Source organism: Photobacterium rosenbergii (assembly GCF_003026455.1).
In the GTDB taxonomy this organism is placed as follows: domain Bacteria; phylum Pseudomonadota; class Gammaproteobacteria; order Enterobacterales; family Vibrionaceae; genus Photobacterium; species Photobacterium rosenbergii.
Map to the genome: position 1 here is coordinate 42873 of NZ_PYMB01000019.1, position 25272 is coordinate 68144.

General features: G+C 46.4%; 18 protein-coding genes. 2 read left to right on the forward strand and 16 right to left on the reverse strand.

Annotated features, from left to right (window positions below; genetic code table 11):
- Positions 1 to 117: 117 nt before the first annotated feature.
- The gene (locus C9J01_RS22840) at positions 118 to 3270 is read right to left on the reverse strand and encodes a chitinase C-terminal domain-containing protein (RefSeq protein ID WP_107300440.1); all 3153 of its coding nucleotides are present in this window, start codon (positions 3268 to 3270) and stop codon (positions 118 to 120) included.
- A 368-nt stretch (positions 3271 to 3638) separates the two neighbouring features.
- Positions 3639 to 4304, reverse strand: coding sequence for a YccT family protein (locus C9J01_RS22845; RefSeq protein WP_107300441.1), 666 nt, complete (start codon positions 4302 to 4304; stop codon positions 3639 to 3641).
- 202 nt (positions 4305 to 4506) lie between these two features.
- Here C9J01_RS22845 and C9J01_RS22850 point away from each other — a divergent pair, with 202 nt between their 5' ends.
- The gene (locus C9J01_RS22850) at positions 4507 to 5268 is read left to right on the forward strand and encodes a sulfite exporter TauE/SafE family protein (protein ID WP_107300442.1); all 762 of its coding nucleotides are present in this window, start codon (positions 4507 to 4509) and stop codon (positions 5266 to 5268) included.
- 112 nt (positions 5269 to 5380) lie between these two features.
- Here the strand turns inward: C9J01_RS22850 and C9J01_RS22855 are convergent, their stop codons facing one another.
- Together C9J01_RS22855 and C9J01_RS22860 are read right to left on the reverse strand one after the other, a co-directional pair.
- Positions 5381 to 6571, reverse strand: a complete 1191-nt coding sequence (locus C9J01_RS22855; protein WP_107300443.1) for a class I SAM-dependent methyltransferase — start codon at positions 6569 to 6571, stop codon at positions 5381 to 5383.
- Between the two features lie 123 nt (positions 6572 to 6694).
- On the reverse strand, positions 6695 to 8095 hold the full coding sequence (locus C9J01_RS22860) for a methyl-accepting chemotaxis protein (RefSeq protein ID WP_107300444.1): 1401 nt from the start codon (positions 8093 to 8095) through the stop codon (positions 6695 to 6697).
- A gap of 91 nt (positions 8096 to 8186) precedes the next feature.
- Here C9J01_RS22860 and yccX point away from each other — a divergent pair, with 91 nt between their 5' ends.
- Positions 8187 to 8459, forward strand: a complete 273-nt coding sequence (yccX, locus tag C9J01_RS22865; RefSeq protein WP_107300445.1) for an acylphosphatase — start codon at positions 8187 to 8189, stop codon at positions 8457 to 8459.
- An 84-nt stretch (positions 8460 to 8543) separates the two neighbouring features.
- On the opposite strand, the gene tusE is transcribed toward yccX, so the two are convergent.
- The 12 genes from tusE to C9J01_RS22925 form a co-directional block, all read right to left on the reverse strand.
- Complete coding sequence (tusE, locus tag C9J01_RS22870) at positions 8544 to 8873, reverse strand: sulfurtransferase TusE (protein ID WP_107300446.1); 330 nt, start codon at positions 8871 to 8873, stop codon at positions 8544 to 8546.
- 117 nt (positions 8874 to 8990) lie between these two features.
- Positions 8991 to 9656, reverse strand: coding sequence for a Bax inhibitor-1/YccA family protein (locus tag C9J01_RS22875; RefSeq protein WP_107300447.1), 666 nt, complete (start codon positions 9654 to 9656; stop codon positions 8991 to 8993).
- A gap of 235 nt (positions 9657 to 9891) precedes the next feature.
- Positions 9892 to 10617 (reverse strand): amino acid ABC transporter ATP-binding protein, encoded by a 726-nt coding sequence (locus C9J01_RS22880; protein ID WP_107300484.1) that lies wholly within the window; start codon positions 10615 to 10617, stop codon positions 9892 to 9894.
- Between the two features lie 134 nt (positions 10618 to 10751).
- Positions 10752 to 11849, reverse strand: coding sequence for an amino acid ABC transporter permease (locus tag C9J01_RS22885; protein WP_107300448.1), 1098 nt, complete (start codon positions 11847 to 11849; stop codon positions 10752 to 10754).
- A gap of 11 nt (positions 11850 to 11860) precedes the next feature.
- Positions 11861 to 13057: an amino acid ABC transporter permease gene (locus tag C9J01_RS22890; RefSeq protein WP_158264591.1), complete on the reverse strand. Its 1197-nt coding sequence runs from the start codon at positions 13055 to 13057 to the stop codon at positions 11861 to 11863.
- A gap of 54 nt (positions 13058 to 13111) precedes the next feature.
- On the reverse strand, positions 13112 to 14269 hold the full coding sequence (locus C9J01_RS22895) for an amino acid ABC transporter substrate-binding protein (protein ID WP_237157046.1): 1158 nt from the start codon (positions 14267 to 14269) through the stop codon (positions 13112 to 13114).
- A 272-nt stretch (positions 14270 to 14541) separates the two neighbouring features.
- The gene (locus C9J01_RS30095) at positions 14542 to 16950 is read right to left on the reverse strand and encodes a cytochrome c peroxidase (protein WP_107300449.1); all 2409 of its coding nucleotides are present in this window, start codon (positions 16948 to 16950) and stop codon (positions 14542 to 14544) included.
- Positions 16951 to 17407: 457 nt separating this feature from the next.
- Positions 17408 to 18631 carry an L-lactate MFS transporter gene (locus C9J01_RS22905; RefSeq protein WP_107300450.1) on the reverse strand — a complete coding sequence of 408 codons (1224 nt, stop codon included), beginning with the start codon at positions 18629 to 18631 and terminating at the stop codon, positions 17408 to 17410.
- Positions 18632 to 18965: 334 nt separating this feature from the next.
- A complete protein-coding gene (locus C9J01_RS22910; RefSeq protein ID WP_107300451.1) occupies positions 18966 to 19202 on the reverse strand; it encodes an HP1242/YdcH family protein in 237 nt (78 codons plus the stop codon).
- Positions 19203 to 19449: 247 nt separating this feature from the next.
- Complete coding sequence (gltS, locus tag C9J01_RS22915; protein ID WP_107300452.1) at positions 19450 to 20673, reverse strand: sodium/glutamate symporter; 1224 nt, start codon at positions 20671 to 20673, stop codon at positions 19450 to 19452.
- Positions 20674 to 21377: 704 nt separating this feature from the next.
- A complete protein-coding gene (locus C9J01_RS22920; protein WP_237157047.1) occupies positions 21378 to 21728 on the reverse strand; it encodes a hypothetical protein in 351 nt (116 codons plus the stop codon).
- Positions 21729 to 21785: 57 nt separating this feature from the next.
- On the reverse strand, positions 21786 to 24920 hold the full coding sequence (locus tag C9J01_RS22925; protein ID WP_107300454.1) for a sensor domain-containing protein: 3135 nt from the start codon (positions 24918 to 24920) through the stop codon (positions 21786 to 21788).
- Positions 24921 to 25272 lie beyond the last annotated feature (352 nt).

A 25272-nucleotide genomic window follows, 5' to 3' on the forward strand; every position in this document is an offset into this window, starting at 1 on the left:
TTCACTAATGTTGCTTGTAAATTGTCATTTTAAAAATGATAAACCACCTGTTTTTCTTGCTCTTTGCATAAAAAATGCGCAGGAAAGGGCCTGCGCATTGGTTTTATGCTGAATAGGTTAAATTGTGCACACTATTGCCCAGCTACCATCACTGCCAGGTGTTGAACTGCTCCACCAGTTAGCCTGATAAACAACACCGTTGTAGATGATTTTATCGCCCTGGTTGGCATGGCTTGGATTACCTGCCCAATCAGTTTGAGGCCAGTTAGGGTAAGTGTTGATGCCGGTTGTGTTGCAGGTTCCATCACCACCGCCCGGGTTTCCACCATCCCCATCGCCGCTGCCGATTGAACCTAATGGTAAATCAGGCTGCTCTGACTTAAATGCGTAATCTTTACCATTTATGTTGACGCTATAGTTGGCCGGGCCAGAAATAGGCAGGTAGTAAACCATGTCTAGTTCATAGGTTCCGCCATCAGGTAGGCTCTTCCATCCAGGTAGGGTAAAGGCCACCCGGTGCATCACACCATCCAAACCACCAATGTTATTGGCTCGGGTATGACCGGATGCGATAACCTTCAAACCGCCGCCGGATTGATCTTTGGCGTTGTCCGGCGCTGAGGTTGGAATATCAAACTGGAACTCTGTACCCCCAGGGATATCTTGGCCGGTGTTATTGGTAAAGGTAATCTTCGGGTTAATAGGGTAGTTCTGATCGCCGACTTTAAAGCCTGATACATCAACTTTGATATCAAGTGCCTCAGTTGGGATAGCTCCCGTTGCTACCTTGTTGCCATACGGAGTTGCCGATTTGAACTTCTCGTAGATGGCTTTGGTCATGGTATTACCCATGTGGTATTCACCATTGCCTGTCTTACAGGCATTTTCAGTGGCGTCAACCGCTGTGCGGTTACCGTTGGCATCAAAGACATAGCAGTTGTAATCGCCTGCGAGTTCCCAGAACATGATCCCACCGATTTCTTTGTCGATGACGTAATCCGCTTTGACATTAATCGACGCTTTATCTTCAGTTGACAGGAAGACTTTCTTGTCGGCATTCCATAACCATGGAGCGACGGCAACACTGTCGTAGTGGCGGGTATAACTGCCGACTAATTGATGCTCAGGGTTGTTAGCCGGCTCTAGGCTGTAGGCGGTGCTATAACTACCAAAAATCCCTTCGGCAAGGTTCATTGCATGCCACATTGGGTTTGAACCTGCTCCCATCTCTTCGCCTGCTGCATTCTTGTCATGCCATAGGTTATCGATACCGACGGCGCCATGGCCACAGTTATTCTTCTCACCTTCGCCAGTGCCTGGCGCACACTGTGATTGGTTTGGCAGTGCTGCACGACCCCAAAGGCCATTTTCACCGCCAGTTACGCCTTGCCAGCCTCGGGTATAGTAAGGCACCCCGATGTTAATACGCCCAGCTGGCATTGAGCCGCGGAAATAGTGGTATGCCCAGTCAGTGTTGAGGTAGCCAATGCCACCATAAGCGGCGGTACCATAGACATTCCATTGTGCTAGCTCAGAATCTTTGCCGGTGTCGAACAGGGCAGCATTGTGACCGACATGATCGTTCCAAGCCCCATGTAAGTCATAAGACATAATGTTGACGTAGTCGAGGTACTTGGTGACATCGAAATCTTCCATACCACGCAGCAAGTAACCTGACGATGGCGCCGCAATTGTCAGCATGTAGTGAATGCCATCTTGTTCAGAGGCTTGGTCAAGCTTGTGACGAAGCACCTTCATCAATTCTTGGTACGAAGCCCACAAGTAAGCTCGGCGAGGCTCCATGAAGGCTTTGTCATCCGGATTACCGGCGCCTGCCATTGAGGTCGGGTATTCGTAGTCGATGTCTAGACCATCGAACTGATATTGACGCATCATGGCGACGGCAGAAGTGGCAAATTTCTCGATACCGGCATGGTTGATCGAGCCATCAGCATTGGTAGTCATGGTGTAGAAGCCACCATCAGCAACACGGCTACCATCAGCGGCGAAATGACCGCCTGTTTCGGCCCAGCCACCAATGGATATCAAGGTTTTGACGTCATGCTTCTTTTTATAGGTAGCAAGTGCACCAAAGTGTCCTTTGAAGCCTAGGGTGGGATCTATTTCTACACCCGGCCACTCTTTACCTGTTGCTGGGTTGGTTGGGTCGGTTGTGTCTCCAACATTCACTTTGCCATCGCTGCCAATACTGACAAAGGCGTAGTTAATATGGGTTAGCTGCTCCCACGGAATGTCACTCACTAAGTATGAGGCTTGAGGATCGTCTCCACTGCGCCAACTGGTAAAGTAGCCAATAACACGTCGGGGGTGGTCAGCCCCCATGATTTCACGCCCTTGATCATCATAGATCGTACAGTAAGGGACGTTTACCCCTTCAGTTTGGTACAGGCCATCTGGTCGGCAACTTTGGGTTGTTACGCCGCCATTAACCGTGAGTGTTGATAAACTGGAATCAGCAGTGCCTCCTAGATCGTCAGTTGCACGGGCAAAGAGGACGATACTGCCAGTTTGAGAAGGTGTGTAGTCAAGTGTATAAGGGGCTGTGGCAACGGTGCCAATTAATGAGCCGTTGGCAAAAAAGTCGACTTTTTCAACGTTTCCATCGCTGTCATCGGCTGTCGCACTAAGAGTAATATATTCGCCCTGTTCAATGTTATCGGTAGACAGGGTAAGCGTTATCGTCGGCAGAATGTTTGCTGTTTCCTGCACCGTGACTGTTTGGGTCGCTTCTGTTTGCTCCCCTTTGTCATCAGTTGCGATCACTTTGAGTACTTGGGTACCAGCTACCGCCGTCCAGTTTATGCTGTAGGGTGGCTGGGAGACGGAACCTAGCAAAGAGGTGCCCAAATAGAACTCGACACTGGTAACAGTGCCATCACTATCACTGGCATCTGCGGCAAATGTAACGATATCGCCGACAACTAGTTGTGCGCTGGATGATGGGGAAGTGATCGACACCGTCGGTGGCTGGTTTATTGCACCGGTAGAGCACTCATCAACATACGACCACTCTTGGTAAGAGCGTGAATGGGTGGCAGGGTTGTTCCCCATCGTCCACCAATTCGCCTTATAGATTTTGTTGTCTTGTTGAACCTGAGCACCACCCGTATAGGCAACCGTGCTGTTCCATGGTTCGATGTTAGTACAGTCCATTGCTGCATGGGCATTCATCGCCGCCATGCATGAAACGGCGAGGGTACTGAGCTTGAGTACTCGTGAAATCGCCTGTCCGTGTTTCAGGTGTTCCATTCGATTAATTCCTTTAAGTTAATACGTGGTCGTTAACAATACAGGCGCCTTGCTCTTATATTGCGCCGTGAAAAAAGTATAAAAGGAATATAAAAAACCGCAGGGAAATTGTTGTGTTTCTTATTATGACTCGCAAAAAGTTGCTATTTTGATGTAATTCAAAGGTGGTTAATTTGCACCGATAACTAAATTCATGCAATCTAAAAACGAGGGGAGGAAAAGTAATGATGTTTGGCAGATAGCCGCAAGGGCTTACGGATTTTTCCCAATGGAAGCAAAGAGATCGGGGCTAGGAGCAAATTATGTGAACGAATGCAGGGAACTTTTAGGGGGGAAGAAAAAGAGCCCGTAGGCTCTTTTTTACAAGATTACTCTTGGTTGATTTTTGCTTTGAAGCGAGCGCGTGTTGCTTCATCAGCTTGTTCATACCAGTAATTCAGCATGTTTTCAGCCACATTACGTGTCTGCTGCTGATCAACTGGTGGTTTTGGTGATGTTGCCGCTGGTGCTGCGGTAGCCGGAAGTGTTGTTGGTACGGCAGCCGTTGCCGCAACGGCTGCTGTAGTCGCGACAGCAGCAGCTTTACCTGACTGGTTGTAAACCGCAATTTCTTTCTCAAAATCACGACCAAACTGAAGGCCTGATTTAATTAGCTTGTCTTGCTCGAAGTCAATCTTCTCGCCGTTGGCTGCAACCAGGGCAAGCTGTGGTGATTTGTTGAACTTACGAGCATCTTGAGCGGTACGAAGCTTTGGTAGATCAAGCTTTAGTGCTTCATCACTGGCATCAAACTTAACAATGATGACATCTGACTTGTAGAGGTAGTCGTCGCCATTTTCACGTAGTGAATCGATATAAGTGAATGCGAACTGGTTGACACCATTTGGAAGCGTTAACGTGTCGTTGCCATCTTGCTCTACGCCATTGACCAAAACAAGATCGGCTTGGTATGGAAGATCCAGTTTTACGTCAGCAAGAGTGGAGAAGCTGATGCCGCATGCTGCAAGAGCCATTAACGCGGTACGAAATTTCATAGCGGTTCCTTGAAAAACAATGTCCGAATTAGATTGTAGTTATCGGGATTATCCTAGCAGTTTGTCGCTAGGTAGCTGAATAAGGGCTGAATACTGGTTTTGATGCCCTAATAAACTAATCATCAAATATAACACTTTGTTTAATGTATTGGGTATATTGCGTGTAGACAAAAGACGTAATTACTATGGATAGAGCATTACAATGGACATGTCATTACTGCAGGCTAGCCTGCTGATCGGAACTGGATTTCTGGCTGGGATCATCAATACATTGGCTGGTGGGGGCTCGAACCTAACCCTTCCTGCCTTAATGGTAATGGGGATGCCAGCAGAAGTGGCGAATGCCACTAACCGGGTGGGGGTAGCGGTACAAGGGATTACAGCACTGTTTGGCTTTCGCCGCCATGGAAAGCTGGAGACATCTGATACTGGCCCGATTTTGCTCCCTACCATTATCGGTGGTTTACTGGGTGCTGTCGGTGCAGCTTATGCCCCCTCAACCTGGATTAAACCTTTGTTGCTCGGCACTATGCTGACCATGGCCCTGATTATCTTAGTCCGCCCTGCCATAGTCGCACCACCTGCCGGCACAGAGCCAAGAAAAGTGAGAGATACCCCGAGTTCGTGGTGGGGCTTAGGGCTAGCGGGTTTTTATGGTGGTTTTGTACAAGCTGGCGTAGGGTTTGTTTTATTGGCGGCCCTGGCTGGAACACTGCGGTATGACTTGGTTCGAGCGAATGCTCTGAAAATGCTCTGTGCCTTGGCTTTTACCTTAGTGGCATTAGTGCTGTTTATTGTTGAGGATTTAGTGATGTGGGGACCGGGTCTGATCCTCGCGGCTGGCACGATGGTCGGGTCACATATCGCTGTAAAAATGGCAATTTCAGCCCGCCCAGAAACCCTGAAATGGTTCCTGTTCTTGATGACGCTATGCGGCTCGGCGGCGGCAATGCTGACCGATTAAATAGACGAAATCTCACCAGCCTGCGATAACTAAACGAAAAAAAGCCAGCAATCATTGCTGGCTTCATTGGCTTTGTTCTAGACAGGGGTTAGCTGACGAAACGCAAAATATATTACTTCACGTAACAGGCGAAGCCTTTAAGGTAGAAACCTTCTGGGTAAGCACTGTCTAGCGGGTGGTCAGCGGCTTGGCCGAAGCGTTCGATGAACTGTACTTCACGGTGAGCATCCAGCGCGGCATCTGCAATGATTTTCTGGAACAGGTTGTTGTCCATCAGGCCTGAGCAAGAATAGGTCAACAATGTGCCACCTGGTTTTAGGATCTGCATAGCTAGCATGTTGATATCTTTGTATCCACGGCATGCTCCGACTAGCTGTGACTTAGATTCCGCAAACTTAGGCGGGTCCATGATCACGACATCAAATAGCTCACCGCGCTCGCGGTATTCGCGAAGCAGTTTGAATACATCAGCATTGAGGAACTGCGCATTCTCTAGCGGGTAGCCGTTTGCTTCGGCGTTCATTTGTGCCGTATCCAGTGCTGGCTGTGAAACATCCACATTCACCACTTCGCTCGCGCCGCCTTTTAGTGCGTATAGACCAAAGCCACCGGTGTAGCAGAAGCAGTTCAGGACCCGCTTGCCGTTAACGTACTTAACGGCCGCTTCACGGCTGTCACGTTGGTCAAGGTAGAAACCTGTCTTGTGACCACCGACAATGTCCACATTGATTTTTACGCCGTTCTCTTCGATGGTAACGAACTTAGGTGGCTCTTCACCAGACAGAACGCCAGTACGCTGTTTTAGGCCTTCTTTCTTACGAACTGACACGTCTGAACGCTCATACACGCTGCACTCTGGGTAACAGATGTTTAGGGCTTCTACCAACGCATCTTTTTGAGCTTCGGCACCAGCGCTTAGCAACTGGCATACTAGAAAGTCTTGGTAGCGGTCGATAGTAATACCAGGCAGGCCGTCAGACTCAGCAGCGATCAAACGGTAGCCAGTAAGGCCATCGCGGGCCGCCAAAATGTCACGCAGACCTTGGGCAGCTTTCAAGCGGTTTACGAAGAAATCAACATTGATTTGTTCGTTACGATCAAAGGTCCATACTCGAACGCGGATCTGAGATTGCGGAGAAAAAGCACCGCGTGCTAACCACTCACCTTTGTGGTCGAAGATATCAACGGTTTCACCAAGTGCTGGTTTACCTTCTACACGTTGAATGCCGCGAGAGAAAACCCATGGGTGGCGGCGGCGAAGTGATTTTTCACGGCCTTTAACCAGATAAATTGAAGCTGTCATGACTTGCCCAGTATGGAGTAAGGAATGGGGGCGTATTATGTTGTCGAAAGCACATAAAATCAAATTTATATGGCTCATTGCGATAGGCAGTGCCGGTATAGAGGCACTTCCGGAGGGGAGGGGTTAGACTTTGAGTCCTCTCATCAAAGACTCCAGCACTTCGGCCTGCTTGTTGAGCTGCTCGATGTCATTTGCCGAGGCGTTGATGGCACTGCAAATTTCATGCGATTGGCTACGTACCTGCTCGACATTGTTGGCGATATCATCCGCTACGGCGCCTTGTTGCTCGGCTGCGGCAGCAATCTCGGTGCTGCGATCTGAAATAAGCTGGTTACGTTCGGTGATCTGGGAGATTTCACTGTCTACCGAATCCATCAAGGCTTCGCTGTTTTGCGCATTCTCAACCGTATTCTTCATCACTGCCATCAGCTTCTGGCTGTTTTGTTGCAAGGCTTCAATCATCTGTTGAATTTCAACGGTTGCGCTTTGCGTCCTGCCCGCCAAGGTCCGCACTTCATCAGCAACAACAGCAAACCCACGTCCTTGCTCACCGGCTCGGGCCGCTTCAATCGCCGCGTTTAGTGCAAGCAGGTTGGTCTGCTCTGAAATGCCGTTGATGGTAGTTACCACATCATCAATTTTCGCCGCGTTACTATCAAGCTCTGCCACCGCATCAGCAGCTTGGTTTATCTCGGAGCTGAGGTGGCTAATAGCGTTACGGGTCTGGTTGACTTGCTCCCGGCCTTGTTCAGATACCTGCTGTGCTTCAAGGGTTTGTTCGGAAGTTTGATGGGCGTGGGTTGCCACTTCGCGGATTGAGGTTGCCATTTCCTCGGTCGCACTGGCCAGTGAATCAAGATGTTGTTGCTGTGAGGTTGATAGTTGCTCACTACCCGCACTACGCTGGCGCAAGCTGCTGCTAATTTGCTGCATCAGGGCGATGGCTTGTTGGGTTGCCTGTACCAGTTGTTGTTCCCGCTCGCTCACCTTATCGATAGTGATGGCGATAGAGCTGAATTCATCTCGTACTTTGAAGAAATTGAGGCGGTTGGTTAAATCACCGTCAGCGAGGCTCTGCAATGCTTTATTAGTGGTAAACATTGCTCCACCAATGAAGGTCATGATGTAGTACACCGCAGCCAAACTGATGAGTAGGATCGTAGCGATGATGATCCATTGGCTAGTACTGATGTGAGAGAAAAGCCCCGCAGCGGCATCAGAGGAAATACTGTAGTTCATACCGCTTACGTAAGTAGAAATATCTCCCGGGCCAACGTGCAGGTTAGTATTGGCTAACAAACGCTGGGCCTCTGATTGGCTGATTTGCTGCTGCGAAAGAAGGGTAGCAGTCGTTTCTACCTGCTGTGTCGTGATTTCAATACGTTGCTGGCTAGCGCTATCGGCTAATATTGTAGCGACGCTCATCAGCGCAATAATGGGTAGCAGGAACAGCAAGTAGAATTTTTCCTGCAAGGTAATATGGATTAAGTAACGGTCAATCCATCGGAAGGCAACTTCTTTCATATTAATTCCTAAAAACAGAAGCTTAGAGCATTTTTTGTGCGAGTAATATTATATTGTTATCGGGTTGAGAGTAGGAAGCTTGAGGTGATCTATGTCACAAATATGTGTAAAGGCACTAATTACCGGTATGGTTCAAGGTGTTGGGTTCAGGTTCCATACAGCGCATGAAGGGCTGAAGTGTGGTTTGACAGGGTACGCAAAGAACTTACCGGACGGTAGTGTCGAAGTCATGGCGTGTGGTCAAGAAGAGCAAGTGAAACAACTGCTTGCTTGGCTGGAGGATGGCCCGAGAACCTCTCGCGTCGATAGTGTTGAATGGGAACAGCTCGACTGGCGCCATTATGATGGCTTTGAAATTATGTAGCTGGCGCTATGTTACAGGGACAGAGATAGGCGAGTGGTCGCTCCCACTCGCGCTAACGTGATTTGCCTATTAATGCACTTGGCTTTAAATACACTTCACCGGTTTTGGTAGGCCAGCCAATTTAGTGGCTTGCTTTGCCGGACCTTTCGGGAAAAGTTTGTATAGGTAGCGTGAACTACCTTTCTCTTCACCGTATTTTTTCGCCATCGCCTTCACTAGCATTCTGATAGCCGGTGAGGTGTTGAATTCCTGATAGAACTCTCGGACAAAACGAACAACTTCCCAATGGGCTTCTGTCAGGGTGATGCCTTCTTCTTCAGCCAGCATGGGTACCAGAGCTTCACTCCAGTCGTCGGTGTTTTTCAGATAACCGTGGGCGTCGGTCTCTATTTGTTTACCTTCAAATTCAAGCATGTTTGCCTCGCATATAGAACGGACAAAGGATAGTGATATTCGAAGTTAGCTGCAAGGTTGCGGCCATAAAAAAAGCGCCTTGCGGCGCTTTTTCGAGACAATCCAACTAACCAGAGATTAGTCGTTGCTACCCATGATGCCTAGGATTTGAAGTAGGCTCAGGAATAGGTTGTAGATTGAAACGTACAGGGTAACTGTCGCTGAGATGTAGTTTGTCTCACCGCCACGTACGATGTTCTGTGTTGTCAGCAGGATAGCTGCAGACGAGAACAGTACGAACATACCGCTGATCGCCAGTGATAGCATTGGCATCTGTAGGAAGATGTTTGCTACAACCATAACTAGGATGGCAACAAAGCCTGCTAGTAGCATGCCGCCTAGGAAAGACAGATCACGCTTGGTAGTCAGTGCGTAAGCCGAACACGCCATAAAGGTCAGTGCCGTACCGCCTAGGGCAGGAACAATGGCATGGCCCATGCCTGCGCCGATGTACATATTGAGGATTGGCCCCAATGTGTAACCCATAAAGCCTGTTAGCGCGAAGGTAAATACGATACCTAGGCTGCTGTTACGGTTTTTCTCTGTCAGGAACATCAGACCGTAGAAGCCAACCAAGGTGATGATTAGGCCTGGGTGAGGCATATTCATCGCCATTGCAAAGCCTGCAACGACAGCTGACCATACAAGCGTTAGAGACAGAAGAAAATAAGTGTTACGTAGAACCTTGTTTGTAGAAAGTACGCTTTCGTAAGCTGTGCCACGATTGACAATACGATCGTTCATAAATAGTCCCCTCAGGGTTAGATATGTGATTGCTAATGTAAATGTATATTGGGGCATTTCATCGTTATTGCAAGCCGTTTGTCAAATTAATGCGGCTGTCCCCAAACAATAAACTCAGTGTAACGATATGACCTGAATGATACTTAACAATTCCTTATCTTTGTGGTCAAAGTTGTAAATGAATGTTACAGCACATTGTTGCTGCGCCTCAATAACCTCATGATTAATATACGACTTAGTGCAGTATTTGGTTCAAGAATAACTGTGTCCTGTCTGATTGTGGGCTATCAAAGAATGCTTGCGGGGTGTTTTCCTCGATAATTTCGCCCATATCCATGAAGATAACCCGGTCTGCAACCTGACGGGCAAACCCCATTTCATGGGTTACACAAATCATGGTCATCCCCTCGTTGGCAAGCTCGACCATGACTTCTAGCACTTCTCTGACCATTTCCGGGTCAAGTGCCGAAGTCGGCTCATCAAACAGCATCACTTGCGGGTTCATACACAGCGAGCGGGCAATCGCGACACGCTGCTGCTGACCGCCTGAGAGTTGGCCGGGATATTTGTTGGCTTGCTCTGGGATTTTTACCCGCTCCAAGTATTGCATCGCAATCTTTTCGGCTTCTTTCTGCGGCAGCTTTTTTACCCAGATAGGAGCTAGAGTACAGTTTTCGAGCACGGTAAGGTGGGGGAAGAGGTTGAAGTGCTGGAAGCACATACCAACTTCTCGGCGCACTAGTTCGATGTTCTTCAAATCGCTGGTCAACTCGTTGCCAGCGACAATGATTTGCCCCTGCTGATGTTCTTCCAATCGGTTGATACAGCGGATCAAGGTCGACTTTCCTGAGCCAGAAGGGCCGCATATCACGATCTTCTCGCCTTTCTTAACGGTCAGGTTGATGTCTTTTAGAACGTGGAATTCCCCATACCACTTGTTCACACCAGTCATAGTGATCATGGCAGCATGCTTTGCTGATTGATTTGGTGAACTCCGGTCTATGGAGCTTTCACCTTTAGCATTATCGTTAGCAGCACTGTTACTTGGTGTGTTATTTATGATTGTACTGTCTGTCATACTATCCCTCTCATGACCTAACGTTTATGCCCAGTATGGAGTTTGTTTTCTAGGTAAATACTGTATCTCGACATACCAAAGCAGAATACCCAGAACACTAGTGCCACGAAGACATAGCTTTCTGTTGCGAAGCCTAACCATTTAGGGTCGGTATTGGCTGCTTGGCCGATCCCAAGTACATCGAACATACCGATAATGAGCACCAGGCTGGTGTCTTTAAACAACCCGATGAAGGTGTTAACAATGGCTGGAATGCTAATCTTTAGCGCCTGTGGAAGCACGATGAGGTACATTTTTTTCCAATAACTTAGCCCCAGCGCATCTGCAGCTTCATATTGCCCTGATGGAATGGCCTGCAAACCCCCACGTACCACTTCTGCCATGTAGGCCGCACTGAACAGCACCACACCGATCAGTGCCCGAAACAATTTGTTGGTTTCAGTCTCTGCGTTGAGGAACAGTGGCAGCATGACAGATGCCATGAACAGGACGGTGATCAGCGGGACACCACGCCAGATCTCTATATAGACAGTACAGAGGCTACGGATCACCGGCATATTTGAGCGCCTGCCCAAAGCCAGTGCGATACCTATTGGTAGTGAAACCACTATGCCAACAATAGCGATGATCAGGGTGATTAAAAGCCCTCCCCACAAGTGGGTTTCCACAACAGGAAGGCCAAAAATGCCACCATATAGCAAGCCTGCGATGATGAAGGGGTAGATATTGACGAAGAAAAGCCAAATCCATGCCCGGCCGGGTGTTTTTTCAATGGCGAGCAGGGTAATGAATATCGCGAGCGTGAAGTAGAACAGTTGAGGGCGCCATAATTCTTCCTGCGGATAAAACCCAAACATGAACTGATCGAAACGCACAGAGATAAACACCCAGCAAGCTCCATCCCGATGGCAGTCATCGCGGGTAGAGCCAACCCAATCGGCGTTGAGAAAGGCCCAGTCAACGATGTTCCACAATGCCACGATAGCAAGATAGCCAAGAATAAGGGTCAGGCAGGTGTTGATAGCATTGGAAAATAAATGCTTGCGTAACCAACCGACCATACCCACGGTATTGGCTGGTGGCGGCAAGTCTGGGCGAAATTGATGTTGATGCATTCCCATTCCTCCTAACGCTCAACCAGCGCAACTTTGCGGTTGTATATGTTCATGAGTAGAGACGTCAGCAAGCTGAGTGTGAGGTAAACCGCCATGGTCATGACGATGATCTCAATAGCTTGGCCGGTTTGATTGAGTGTCGTCCCTGCAAACACAGAGACCAGATCGGGATAGCCGATTGCCATAGCCAATGATGAATTCTTGGTGAGGTTGAGGTACTGACTGGTCAATGGCGGGATGATGATCCTCAGGGCTTGAGGGATCACGACCAGACGTAAAGTTTTTCCTTGAGGTAACCCAAGCGACAAAGCTGCCTCAGTTTGACCGTGGCTGACGGCGTTGATCCCGGCACGGACAATCTCAGCTATGAATGATGCGGTATAGATGCTTAATGCCAACAGCAACGCTGCCAGTTCGGGGATAATGCCGATGCCTCCACGGAAATTGAAGCCTTTAAGGACTGGGGGCTCCATGTGGACCGGTTGCCCACTGGCAAAGTAAGCGATGGTGGGGAGCACTATAAGCAGACTTAATGATACCCATAAAATGGGAGATTGCTGCCCTGAAGCCTTTTGCTTTCTTTTGGCATAAATGGTGTAGCTGATGCTCAGCACCACGGCGGTAATGAGCGCAAGGCCAATCCAGTAGGCGTTTTGTTCGAAAATAGGTTTGGCAATATACAGCCCCCTAACATTGAGGAACACACTCTCGCCGAAGCTAAGGCTGTTTCTCGGGGAGGGAAGGGCTTGTAGAACGGCGAAATACCAAAAGAAAATTTGCAGTAGCAGGGGGATATTGCGGAATGTCTCGATATAAACCGCAGCAAAACGGCTCACTAACCAGTTTGATGAAAGCCGGGCAATACCGATGACAAAGCCCAATATAGTCGCTAGGAAAATACCGAGTACAGAGACTAGGGCTGTATTGAGCAAGCCGACAAAAAAGGTTCGGCCATAACTGTAGGTTTCGTCGTAATCAATCAGGCTTAACCCGATACCAAACCCTGCTTCCTGAGTGAGGAAGCCGAACCCTGTTGCAATACCGCGCTGATCCAAATTGGTCAGGGTGTTATTGATTATCGAATAGATAACATAGGCCAGTGCTGCTGCAGCAAGTGCTTGGAACAGCAGGGCACGAAAGGTAGGGTTATAAAATAGACTTGTCTTCTTCGCTGCCAAAACAACACATCCTGTGTAAAAGATTATCATGGCAGGAGGGGAAGCCATCGTTCCCCTCCAAATGGGTTAACATTTGCGACAGAACTAGCGCATCGGTGGTGCGTATAGGAAACCACCATCATTCCATAGCGCGTTGGCTCCTCGTTTAATTTGAAGCGGTGAACTCATACCCACAGTACGCTCGAAGCTTTCACTATAGTTACCCACTTGCTTGATGACTTGATAAGACCAATCGTCGTTTAGACCCAACCCTTTACCTTTCGGGCCGTCAACGCCAATCAAGCGTTTTATATTAGGATCGTTAGAATTTTTCATGTCATCGACATTGTGCGAGGACACACCCAATTCTTCAGCATTGATCATCGCATTGAGGGTCCACTTCACAATATTGAACCACTGATCGTCCCCTTGGCGAACGGCTGGGCCTAATGGCTCTTTGGAGATGATATCTGGCAGAACCACGGCTGAAGATGGGTCTTGCAGGTTCAAACGAAGGGCATATAAGCCTGATTGGTCAGTGGTGAGCACATCACAGCGACCTGCCTCGAAGCCTTTCACGGTTTGGGCTGCAGTGTCGAAAACCACTGGGGTATATTGCATTTCACGGTGACGGAAGTAATCGGCAAGGTTTAGCTCAGTTGTCGTACCTGATTGAACACATACAGCGGCACCATCAAGTTCACCCGCGCTCTCGACTTTGAGTTCTTTGCTGACCATGAAGCCCTGACCGTCATAGTAATTGACACCGGCAAAGTTGATCCCGAGTGCAGTATCACGGTGTAACGTCCAGGTTGTGTTACGGGATAACAGGTCGATTTCACCTGACTGGAGGGCGGTAAAGCGCTCTTTGGCGGTTAGCGGGATGTATTTCACTTTGGTTTTATCGCCGAGAACTGCAGCGGCAACCGCCTGGCAAAATTCGACGTCAATCCCTTCCCATTCCCCTTTCTCGTTAGGGTTGGAGAAACCGGGTAAGCCAGTTGTTACTCCACACTGAAGGTAGCCTTGTTTTTGAATTTGAGCGAGTGTACCAGAGCCAGTCGCTGATGCCGGTTTGTCACTGTCGTCTGCTGCTTCAACGGCTCCTCCTGATGTTTGGGCAAGTTGCTGCTCTAGGGTCTCGACTTTGTTCTGTAGCGATTGGATCATTTCTTTGTCTTGACTGCTACCACCACTATCACAGCCAGCAAGAATGAGAGCAAGAGTAGATACTGCCAAGGTAGAGGTAAGGGTTTGCTTCATAATTACGTCCTGTTAATCCTTATCAAGAGAAATTGACGCTTCTTATCGTCATTATTCGCAGTTATCTCTAAAAGGGTGCCCCGTGATTTATCCATCTAATAAGCACTTTCTTTTAGCCAGAAAAAATAACTGTCTGTTTTTGTGTCAATATTTAGTATAGAAACAGTTTGAAATAGTTCTAGTTAATAAGTTGTTAACAATTGAGCAAAAAAAAGCCCCGCACAGGGCGGGGCTCAAGTCATAGTGAAGTTACATTGCTACGTTAGGATTCACTAGCGGTAAACATTAAGGTTGATGGTTGCTACGTTAGACTCCTTACCACTGCTGTCTTTCACAGAGTAGGTAATGCTCATGTCGTAGTCCTTCAGTGGTGTCACTGTAATGCTACCGTCAGTGTGGATGTAGTAGCGACAATCGCGACTGCTAGGGGCATTGTGAATCACAATACTTCTTGGGTCGATGTCGTAACTGCCAGCTACATCGTTATCGAGCGGCTTGATAGATGTCGAACGGCCGTATTTAGCTGAGAACGAATCATCTTTTGCTTCTAGGTAGCCTGCAGGCTCAGAACCTGAACCATAGTCACCACCACCGCTACCTGTACCGTAGTCAGAGTTCACGCCGTCTAGGAAAGGTTTAAGTGGTTCTAGACCTTTCGCAGCACGACCGTAAGCACCCACCATTGGAATTTCAATCCACTCTTCACGAGATGAACCATTCACATTGGTTTCAGCATAGTTCTCATCACCCTCTACACCATTTGGAATGAACAGCTGTGGATGGTCAAATGGTGCTTTCTCTTGACGTACACGCTCATCCGTTAGGGCCTTCATAAAGGCAACCAGTGCTTTCTTCTCGTAATCCGTCAAATCTAGTTTACGAATATCAGGATCAAGGTTAGAAGAAATTTCACCAAAGCCAGATGAGTCACCAGGCTCTTCGCTAGTGCGGTTACCACCACGGTTGTAGAACTCAACCACTTGCTCAAGTGTTGCCATACTACCATCGTGCATATAAGGACCGGTTAGCTCAATGTTACGTAGGCCCGGTGTTTTGAATGCACCATCAACAGCACTCTTCTCTTTGCCTTTAACCAAACGGTTCTTCAAGCGATTGGTTTGTTGGGCTGAATTACAAGGATCTTGTTCAAAAACGAAGGCTTCAAAAGTACATGGATCAACTTCAAAGTTATCAGGCACATTGTTACCTAGCAGTTTTTCAAAGTATTGCTTGGTATGAGATAGTGGGTTACCCCATGGGTCTTTACCGCCTAAACCAAGATCTTCTTTGGTTGGTGTCACACCAATGTTGTAGAAGCCGTTGTCGTAGAGTGAAATGGTTTCATCACCCATGTGCATCCGTTCAACAAGACCTTCTTCCTGCTCTTCAGCAATCAAGTGGGTCATGGCTTTCGAGAACTCAGGGCCGCTGTGACAATTCACACACTTACCTTTGTCAACGAAGACTTCCATACCGTATTTTTCAAGATCACTCAGTGCGTACTTGTCACCATCCATATAGCGGTCGAAGCGTGAATCATCAGAAATCAACGTTGCTTCGTAAAGCTGGATAGCCAAGCCCCAGAATAGGCTGAAGTTCTCTTCCATCTGGTTGTAGCCACCAAAGTCTTGGTTAGAGCCCCACCATTCAATTTTGAACGCATCTTTGATCATGTCTTCGTAGCGGGTGCGAAGACCGTCGTTCGGATAGCTAGAGTCATAACCCAACACGCTGTCTGAACGGTCAACCTGCTGCAAGCCCAGAGGTTTCAAGCCCATTAGCTTTCTACCCATATCTTTGAAGGCTTTGTCAGCACAAGTCATCTCAAAGGCACTACCCGGAGGACCTACTGCCTGAGAGGCCGCACTGGAGTTAATCAAGTTAACTTCTTTCAAGCTTACATATTCGGTGTAAGGGTCGAAATGCAGAACTTTGGCGTTTTCGTTACGGCGACCAAATGGGTCAACACCGTTGAACACGTTATTTGCTCGACCATCCCAGAAGTTTCGGAAGTTAAAAATGGCATTGATGACAGTCGGCGTGTTACGAGGCTCGACCCGGCGTGTTGCTACACCACCGACATGGAATATGTCCGTGACGAGTTCACAACCTTCACGGCGGTCAGAGTACCTTGGATCGCCATAAGTACCCCCATAGAGCTCGTCAAAGACGGCGCCAAATACCCCTTGTGAAGAAACGACATCATCGCTATCGAATAGTACTTCTGACTCACGATTATCAGGATCGGCGTAAACACGGAACGGGAAGTCATTCGGTACTAACGTGTAGTTTGGACCACCCTGACCAGTTCGTGTTGGGTCAAAGATTGATTGTTTAGTTTCATCGACATTATTGATCCCAGGACTGATTTGGTTCTTGGTTCGGTTATCGGCACCGGCATTGTAGTGACAGCTACCACAGGATTGGCCCTGACTACCTGCCTGCATGTCCCAGAACAATGCTTTACCGAGTTTGATTGCTGCTTTTTCGTCTTTTATGTATTCATCGAGCCCTGGTACAGGAGCCGGTTTAATACCTTTGAGCGAGCCGAGGCCAGAAAAATCTGGACCTTCGACTTCTTCTTCGGCATGAACACTGGCAATACCGGTAGCCAACCCAAATAGTGAAGCTGCTACTAAGGCTGTTAGTCGATGACGTTTATATAACGTTTTGTTGTTCATCACTCACCCCTAACGTCCATTACGAAATGTTGCTTTTATGTACGAGAAGTCCTCGTGCAATAAAGATGGGTGAAATTTGCGGTCTTAATTATCACTTTTGTGAATCGTACAAATGGCAAAAAAAGCGCACTAATACTTTTGAGCAACGGGATGTTCGTAAATTGGAAGGGCGTATAAAAATGATACAGTTCTTAAAAATAAACGAATGAAATAATAAGCAAGTACAAAGAAAAAATGAATGATATTGAGGGAAGGGGAGGCTTTCAAATTGAATAATAACAAGGTGTTATTTTAAATTTGGCTTAAAAGTGGAACAAGGGTGTTGAATTTGCACAATTAATAATTGATACAACAGTGTGGAAATTTTCTTGGAAGGTTGAATAGGATGTTTTGAATGAGAACAAAAAATAAAAAGCACAGCGAGGCTGTGCTTTTTTATGATTTGGGGTAGAGATAATTAGGCGTTTGCCAGTTTCTTCTCTAGTGCTTCTGCATCAACAGGCTTAGTGACAACAGAAAGAAGTACGTTAATAGCCAGCATTACTGCACAAATTGTGTACGCTAGGGTGTAGTTACCCGTTGTACCCATTGCGATTGCTGTGATAGCAGAACCGATAAAACCACTTACACCCCAAGCTGTGTAAAGTACACCGAAGTTCGCGCCGTAGTTTTTCAGGCCGTAGAACTCAGCCGTTAGCGTTGGGAATACCGCCAGTAGCGTACCGTAACCAACACCCGCAAGCGCTGCACCAACCATTAGGGTGAAGCTTGAATCAAAGCTTGCAAACAGCGCCATGTTGATGCCCTGCATGATAAATGCAATTGTCAGGGTACGTAGGCCGCCAATTTTATCTGCAAGGATACCAGCAGCAACACGACCACCAGAGTTGAAGATAGAAAGAACAACAACTAGGAAGGCAGCTTCTGTGATGTTGGCTTGCTGAGAGGCAATCAGCGTGATGTTACCAATCACCATTAGGCCTGCAGAAGAAGCCAGTGCAAACATGATCCACAGTGAGTAGAACTGAGGTGTTTTTAGCATCGCACGCCATTGGATATCTACTGGCTTAGAGGCTTTAGCTTTGTAGTTAGCTGGTACCTGAGGTTGGTAACCTGCTGGTGGGTTCGTGATAGTGCTTGCCAATGGAACAGTGATAAGCAGAATCGCAACACCTAGGATCAGGAAGCTAGTGCTGATGCCGAATGAGTCAATAAGTAGAGACGTTAGTGGTGCAAGGTATACCGCAGCAAGACCGAAACCGGCTGCGATTAGGCCGTTTACCAAACCTTTCTTAGAAGGGTGGAACCACTTCATTGCCGAAGGGGCAAGACATGCGTAGCCGAAGCCGATACCTGCACCTGTCATTAGGCCAAAAGTGATAAGCAGTAGCAGAGGGCTAGTGGCAAAGCTTGAAATGATCATGCCTGAACCAACAAGGACAGTACCCAGGATAAGGATCTTACGTGGGCCCATTTTGTCTTGAAGTACACCAGCTACCAATAGTGATAAAGCAAAAGTGATTACAGCAACTGAGTATGGCATAGAAGCATCTGCATCAGACCAGCCCATATCTAGAACGAGTGCTTGCTTGAATACACTCCAAGCATACAGGATTCCCATACATAGGTTGATACAGAAACCTGCCAGCAGGATCTGTTTTGCTTTATCGAATTTAGTCATTGTTTTCTCTATCACTACAAGGGAAACAGTATGAACTTCATACTGTGCTCAAAAAAAATTGTGCTTTATTAACAAAAGTTGATTGTCATTAAAGGTGCGCGGATTCTATCAACATTTTTTGAATAGGAAACCGCTAGAAATATCTAGTTACAATTGTTTCGGCGGTGATTCGGTCTATTCACATTCTGTTAATATGGCTATTTCTTAATATTCAATGGTTTATATGGGGTTATTTCAGGGGTTACATGGTATGTAGAAAGTGTGAATTTATGTCCACCTCACAGAGTGTAAACCTGTGAAGTGAACATATTCGACATGTTGGGATACGGCAGGATCAGTGTGAAAGAATACTGTAGATTTTGTCTTTCAGCTGGACGCGTTCTAATTTGAGTTGAGTGAAGTGATGATCGTCTGTGGGAACGTTGTTACCTTCGAGGCCTCTTATTTTGTGATCTAACTGATGGTAACGGTCAGCCATTTGTTTGAAGTGTTGGTCGGATTGTTTTAGTTCCTTGATTCTATCTTGGTGTTCAGGGTACTCGATAAACAGTGCATGATTTTCACCTAACATATTGATACTCCCACGCTCTTCATAATCCTACCGAATTAGACGATAGGTACAGATTCAACGTAAAGCCACAGAGGCGTGTGGCCATTGACTAAGCGCACCCCAAACGAGAGATGATAGTTATTCTGATATTGTTATAAAGCCAAGTTGATGTACCCATCAACCTTCAAACTAAGGCCAATAAATTAATAATAGCTGGGAGATGCCGAACGGCAAAGCCGGACCTGGCAAGGTCCGGCTTGGAGGGTGTTTACTGAATGAAGCTAATATAGGTTTGCAGCACAATCAGGTTGGCGATGTCGATGAAGAAGGCACCGACGATAGGGACAACCATGAAGGCTTGCGGGGATGGGCCATTACGCGACACCAGGGCACCCATATTCATCACAGCGGTTGGAGTCGCCCCCATACCAAAGCCACAGTGGCCACCGGCGATAACAGCAGCATCATAGGTTTTACCCATTAGCCTGAAAGTAACAAAGTAGGCAAACGCCGCTAACGTGATTGTCTGTACCGACAATATCACAATCATAGGCAGAGCTAGACCAAGCAGCTCCCATAGCTGAAGACTCATCAATGCCATCGCGAGGAACAGTGACAGCGAGATGGTACCTAGCGCATCCACAGTTTCATTGTTGATCTTGTAGACCTTGGTCGTTTCACAGATATTGGTGATGAACACACCAATAAACAGTGCATAGACAAAATCAGGGATCCGAAGCCAGTTGATGCCAAAGCTGTCTACTAATTCTTTGACGTGGGCAGCACCCGCAACGCAGATCAGCAGGATGAACAGTACTTCAATGGTGTTCTTCGCAGTAATACGATCTTCTTCGTTATCACTGTAGGTCACCAAGTCGGGGTGTTCGATATGATGTTTTTCACCACTTCCAAACTCGGATTTTAGTGAGAACTTGTTGATCAGGCGCTGAGCAACAGGACCACCGATAATACCACCCATGACCAAACCAAAGGTTGCAGCAGCCATGGACAGCTCCAAGGTTTGTAGGCCATACATATCAGCAAAGGTCTGCGACCAAGCGGCACCCGTCCCGTGGCCACCAGAGAGGGTAATTGAACCCACCATTAGGCCTAGCAGTGGGTCAAGGCCCAGCATAGTACTTAGGCTAACACCGACGGCATTTTGAATAATGATGTACAGCGTTGCGATACCAAGGAATAAGAATACCCGTGAGCCACCTTTGGCTAACAGTTTAAAGCTGGCCGCTAAACCTACCGTGGCAAAGAACATCTGCATTAGTGTGTCTTTGAGGCTTAGCTTGAAGGTAATGTCGACACCTTGCGTATGTAAGATTGCAATAAGTACGGCAACAATCAATCCGCCAACAATAGGCTCAGGAATATTGTACTTCCGGAATACCTTTACTTTGCTATTAATGAAGTAGCCAAGAAAAAGCACAATAATCGCAATGAGAAACGACTCAAGTTCGCTTACTTGTATAACTGAATTCATGATTATGTCTTTTCATTGTTTTTTTAGGCGTTAATTTTACCCCCTAAAATGGCGACTGCCTATATTGCCATTTTAACTTCAATAGTGTAGACCCGAGGTTGCGCCTTAGTTGTTTATGTTTTGATTATTGAGGTGATGTATATTTAAAGGCGAAGCTTTATGGTGCTTTGTTGCTGTAATGTTCTTATTTATGATTTACTCAATCAATATTGATAATTAAGCAAAAGAATAAGAATGGTCTTAATTTGAAGGCATCTGTGCTTTAAAATCAGTAGGCTAATGCTGAACTGTTTAATATCCATACGAAAAAGGCGGAATATACCATCCATTAATGAATGTAATTAGTATGTTACGCCACTAAAATTGTCGCTTATTTAATAGTCGTGTGAGTTGTTTAGCGGTGTATATCACCAAAACGAATGATTTCTGAGCGATATTTTTTTGAGATTTTTTATGATGGCTGCTTAATTAACACCAGAATGTGAGGTTTATTGGAATGGTTGAATAATAAAACAGCGTATAAAACACGAGAAAGATCAAAAGTTTTGCTGTTTTATTTATCAAAGTGTGGAACTGGTGAATAGATATATACCAAAGTCACTTGGCTATTGCCCACTAGGTAAAGAGCATATACAGGGTGGTAACAAGGGAAGGGAGTTGTTATGGGAACCTGACTAGGGGCTCCCACATTGAAGCAATAACGATTAGCTACGTTTCTTAAGTTTGAGGCTTTTGCGCAGTTGGTTGATGTATTCGATACGATCTGGGTTCGCAGGTTTTTTTTCTACTTCCAGTTTATTGAGCGCATCGGCTTCGTGATCCATCATACAACGGCCATTAATTCTCTGGTGATGATGCTTGGTTTCGATAGTCGCTTGCTCAGAGGCTTCTTCTTGGGCCTTGGCCATCGCTTCGCGGGCAAGGCTCTGGTTTGTAGGGTCGACAACAACGCGTTGTTTGCGCTGTTGGAACTGTCCCCTACCTTGGTTTTGCTGGTCGCGTTGTTTGATAAAATTATCTAAATGATCACTAAAGCTCATTGTCTTCTTACTCACGCATTGGTTCTGAGATAAAGGTATAGCCACCTCATAACAAAAGCAAACTAAATCTGTTTAGACCGTGTCTTTATCCTCCTGAAGGAAATGTAGTTCAAAATCTGAAACAGGTTCTGGGCGGCCAAAGAAGTACCCCTGAAATTCTTCCACACCAATACTCGCTAAGAAATCCCGCTGTGATTGGTTTTCAACACCTTCCGCGACTACGCGCATTTTTAAGTTATGGGCGAGTTCCACAATTGAGCGGGTGATGGCGATATTATCTTTATTCCAAGGCAGATCTTTGATGAACTCTCGATCAATCTTCAAAATATGCACAGGGAAGCGGCTCAGGTATGCCAGTGATGAGTACCCGGTTCCAAAATCATCAATGGCAATTTGTACCCCTAGAGCTTCGAGCTTGATCAGCTTATCCAGTGCAGTATTTACATCAGACATGATCACAGATTCGGTGATCTCTATCTCCAGGTATTTCGGATCGCAACCGCTTTGGATTATCGCCTTATCAATAGCTTCAACAATATCCGAGCCTAACAACTGTTGAGCTGAAATGTTGAGAGCAAAATTGAGGTAGATTCCATTTGATTGCCAGTTTTTCAATTGGCGACAGGCTTTTTGAATCAGGTGTTCACCTGCTTCAATGATCACGCCAGAGCGCTCAAGGATAGGAATAATATTCAGTGGTGATTCATGCTCACCCAACTCGTTTCGCCAGCGTAGTAAGGCTTCAACACCACAAACCTCGTGATTATTACTATGGACTTTGGGCTGGTAGAAAAACTCGTAGCGATCCGTGCCAACCGTGCGGCGTAACTCTGACTCTAGTTGGATTTGTTGAATACTGTGAACGCCCATTTCTGTGGTATAGAAACAGAATTGATTACGGCCTTGTTCTTTTGCTCGGTAAAGTGCGATATCTGCATATTTACTGAGGTTCTCAGCAACGTCAGAATCATCAGGGAAGAAGCTGATACCGATACTGGTTGTTAAGAACAACTCTTTACCTTCTACCACCAAAGGTGCAGAGATATGCTTGAGAATACGGGCTGCGATATTGGTGACATTCTGCAAGTTAGCATTTTGAGAGAGCAGCACAGCAAATTCATCGCCACCGAGCCTTGCTAGGAAATCCGTTTCCCGCAATAGACGCTGGATGCGTTTAGCGGTTGTTTTAATGACTTTATCGCCCACAGCATGCCCCAACGAATCATTGATTTGCTTGAAGTAATCAAGATCGATTGAGAGTAGGGCGAGGTTATCCCCAGTAACTTTGTTGCACTTTACGGCGGCTCCAATTTGCTGCTGGAGTAAGGTACGGTTTGGCAGTTCGGTCAGTAAATCATAGTGCACCAACCGGTGTAAGCGGTTTTCGAACATTACCCGTTCAGTGATGTCTTTGCCGGTTGAAATGTAATGGCTGATTCGACCTCGGCTATTACGGATAGGGGCTATGGTTTTTTCTTCGTACAAGATTTGCTCATCACCTTGTTTATGGGCGATAACACGTTCAATAACATGGCCTTGTTTTAGCTGTTTCTGGACATGCTTAACGTCATTGATGTTATTGAGAGTGCTTCTGAGCAGTTCTATGGATTGTTTGCCAATAATATCTTTGGATTTGATACCGTTATGCTTTTCAAAGGAGCGGTTTACGTATTCAACCACACCCCTCTTATCGGTAATGATGATGGAATCGTTACTTTGCTCAAGTGCTCGCGACATGCTTTTGAGCTTTTCTTCTCGCTCAATCCAGTAAGTCACATCGCGGAGGTTGAGTAAAATTTCATGGCGAGAGCTATAAGCAGTTTCTGTTGCAATGATCTCAACATGCTTAGTTTTGAGGTTGTTGAACTGCAATCGTATTTTTATGGTTGGTTGTTTTTTCTCTCTCAACTGCTGTAGCTGCTCAATAATCGCTTCGAGTTGGCGGCGAGATTGGGTGCCAGGTAATAGCTTCGCTAAGTTGCTGCCGATAATATCTTTATTTTGCAGGGACAATATCTGTATCGCGGCATTGTTGGCCGTTAAGATCTTCATGTTTTGATCGAGTGACATGAGGCCATCGGGGACGTGGCGAAGTACGGTGGCATATTGCAGCGCTGTATCTTCTATTTTTAACGTCATTTTGCGCTGGGCATTGAGTAACTGTGATAAGTGCCAAGCCAGAACCAGACACCCTGAAGCCAAACAAACAATTAATCCTGCAAAGATGACCAGTTTGAGTATTCGTTGCTGGGTAAACGCCAACTCAGTAACGGCTTCGGTCATATTGACCCTAGAGATAATTGTCCAAGGAAGATCGGTACCTTGGAAAGGCAGGGTAAAACTATCTTCGCCTCTGAAAGTCCTGCCAGAGAAGAAACGGGTAAAGGTATAGAGGTAATCACCAATGATGACCTGCCCGTGATTGTTATTTTGTATATTTAGCCATAAGTCAGGGTAGAGGGAATGAAAGTCTTGTTGAGCAGGGTTAACGGTTGAAGGCATGAACTGCCAAGCGCTTTCCTCAGAGGGGCCTAGCAGCCATTGACCATTACTGTTGATCAGCCAGTTTTGTACTTGATCCCAGCCATACTGGTCTTTTAATTCCTCTAAATAGTCCACACCAAGGTAATTGAGGGTGATCAGCCAACTTTGGCCGTTCATTTTAAAGTGACTGACAAAGCGTAGCATGGGTTTGTGGGGGAGTTCGATTTGACCATTTTCCTGGTTTAAATCGAATTGCGAGGTATAAAAACTTCCTGCTGGGACTTTTAACGCTTTCTGAACGTAATCACGATGACTTTTATCCTGAAGGTTGGCTGTACCAACAGCGATAGCCTCTTTACCCTCTTTATTAACTCTGATGATCTCTAACCCTTTGTCATTGAGTAACCTGACTTGGTCATAGTAAGAGCGTGTACTAGAAAGGCGCTGGAAGGTAGCGGTTAGGATCTCCCTCTGTCTTTCAACAGTATGGGGCGTTTCCGATAATTCTTTGGCTTTTTCACTCAGGTAGCGGAGATCTTCAATGATCGGAGCGAAATGTAACCTTGTGATATGTAAAGACGATTGATGCCGGCTGTTCTCACGGTCTTGAATTCGGTGGTTAAGCTGGGAGATATCATCGCTGTAGATGTAATAAATCGAAGCTGACGTGATGGTCAGTAGAGGAATGAAAAAGAGTAAAAAACGTAATATTGCAGTCTTCATACTTCATCCGTGAGGTACATATAACTGATTCAGTATAGCTTTTAAATGCTAATTAGTGCATATCGTAATGTTAAATTAGTCTTGTGCATCACACTGCATAAAAGTAATAAATTCCTACTCGCATGATTTTTTGACATGTATCGCCACATAAACACCCACAAGGTTAATCGTTTTCACAAAAATGATTTCTTTAAATCATTAACTTCGCTTTCTTGTGTACGAAGTGATTTGAAGTAAATAGTCTCGAGGTCTTAGGTAAAATCATTTAATTTCAATGCTTTGCTTGCTTGGTAAGGCACTGCGCTGGATGTCTGGCATTAAGTGGCCAAATCACTTTCTTAGTTAATTTAGT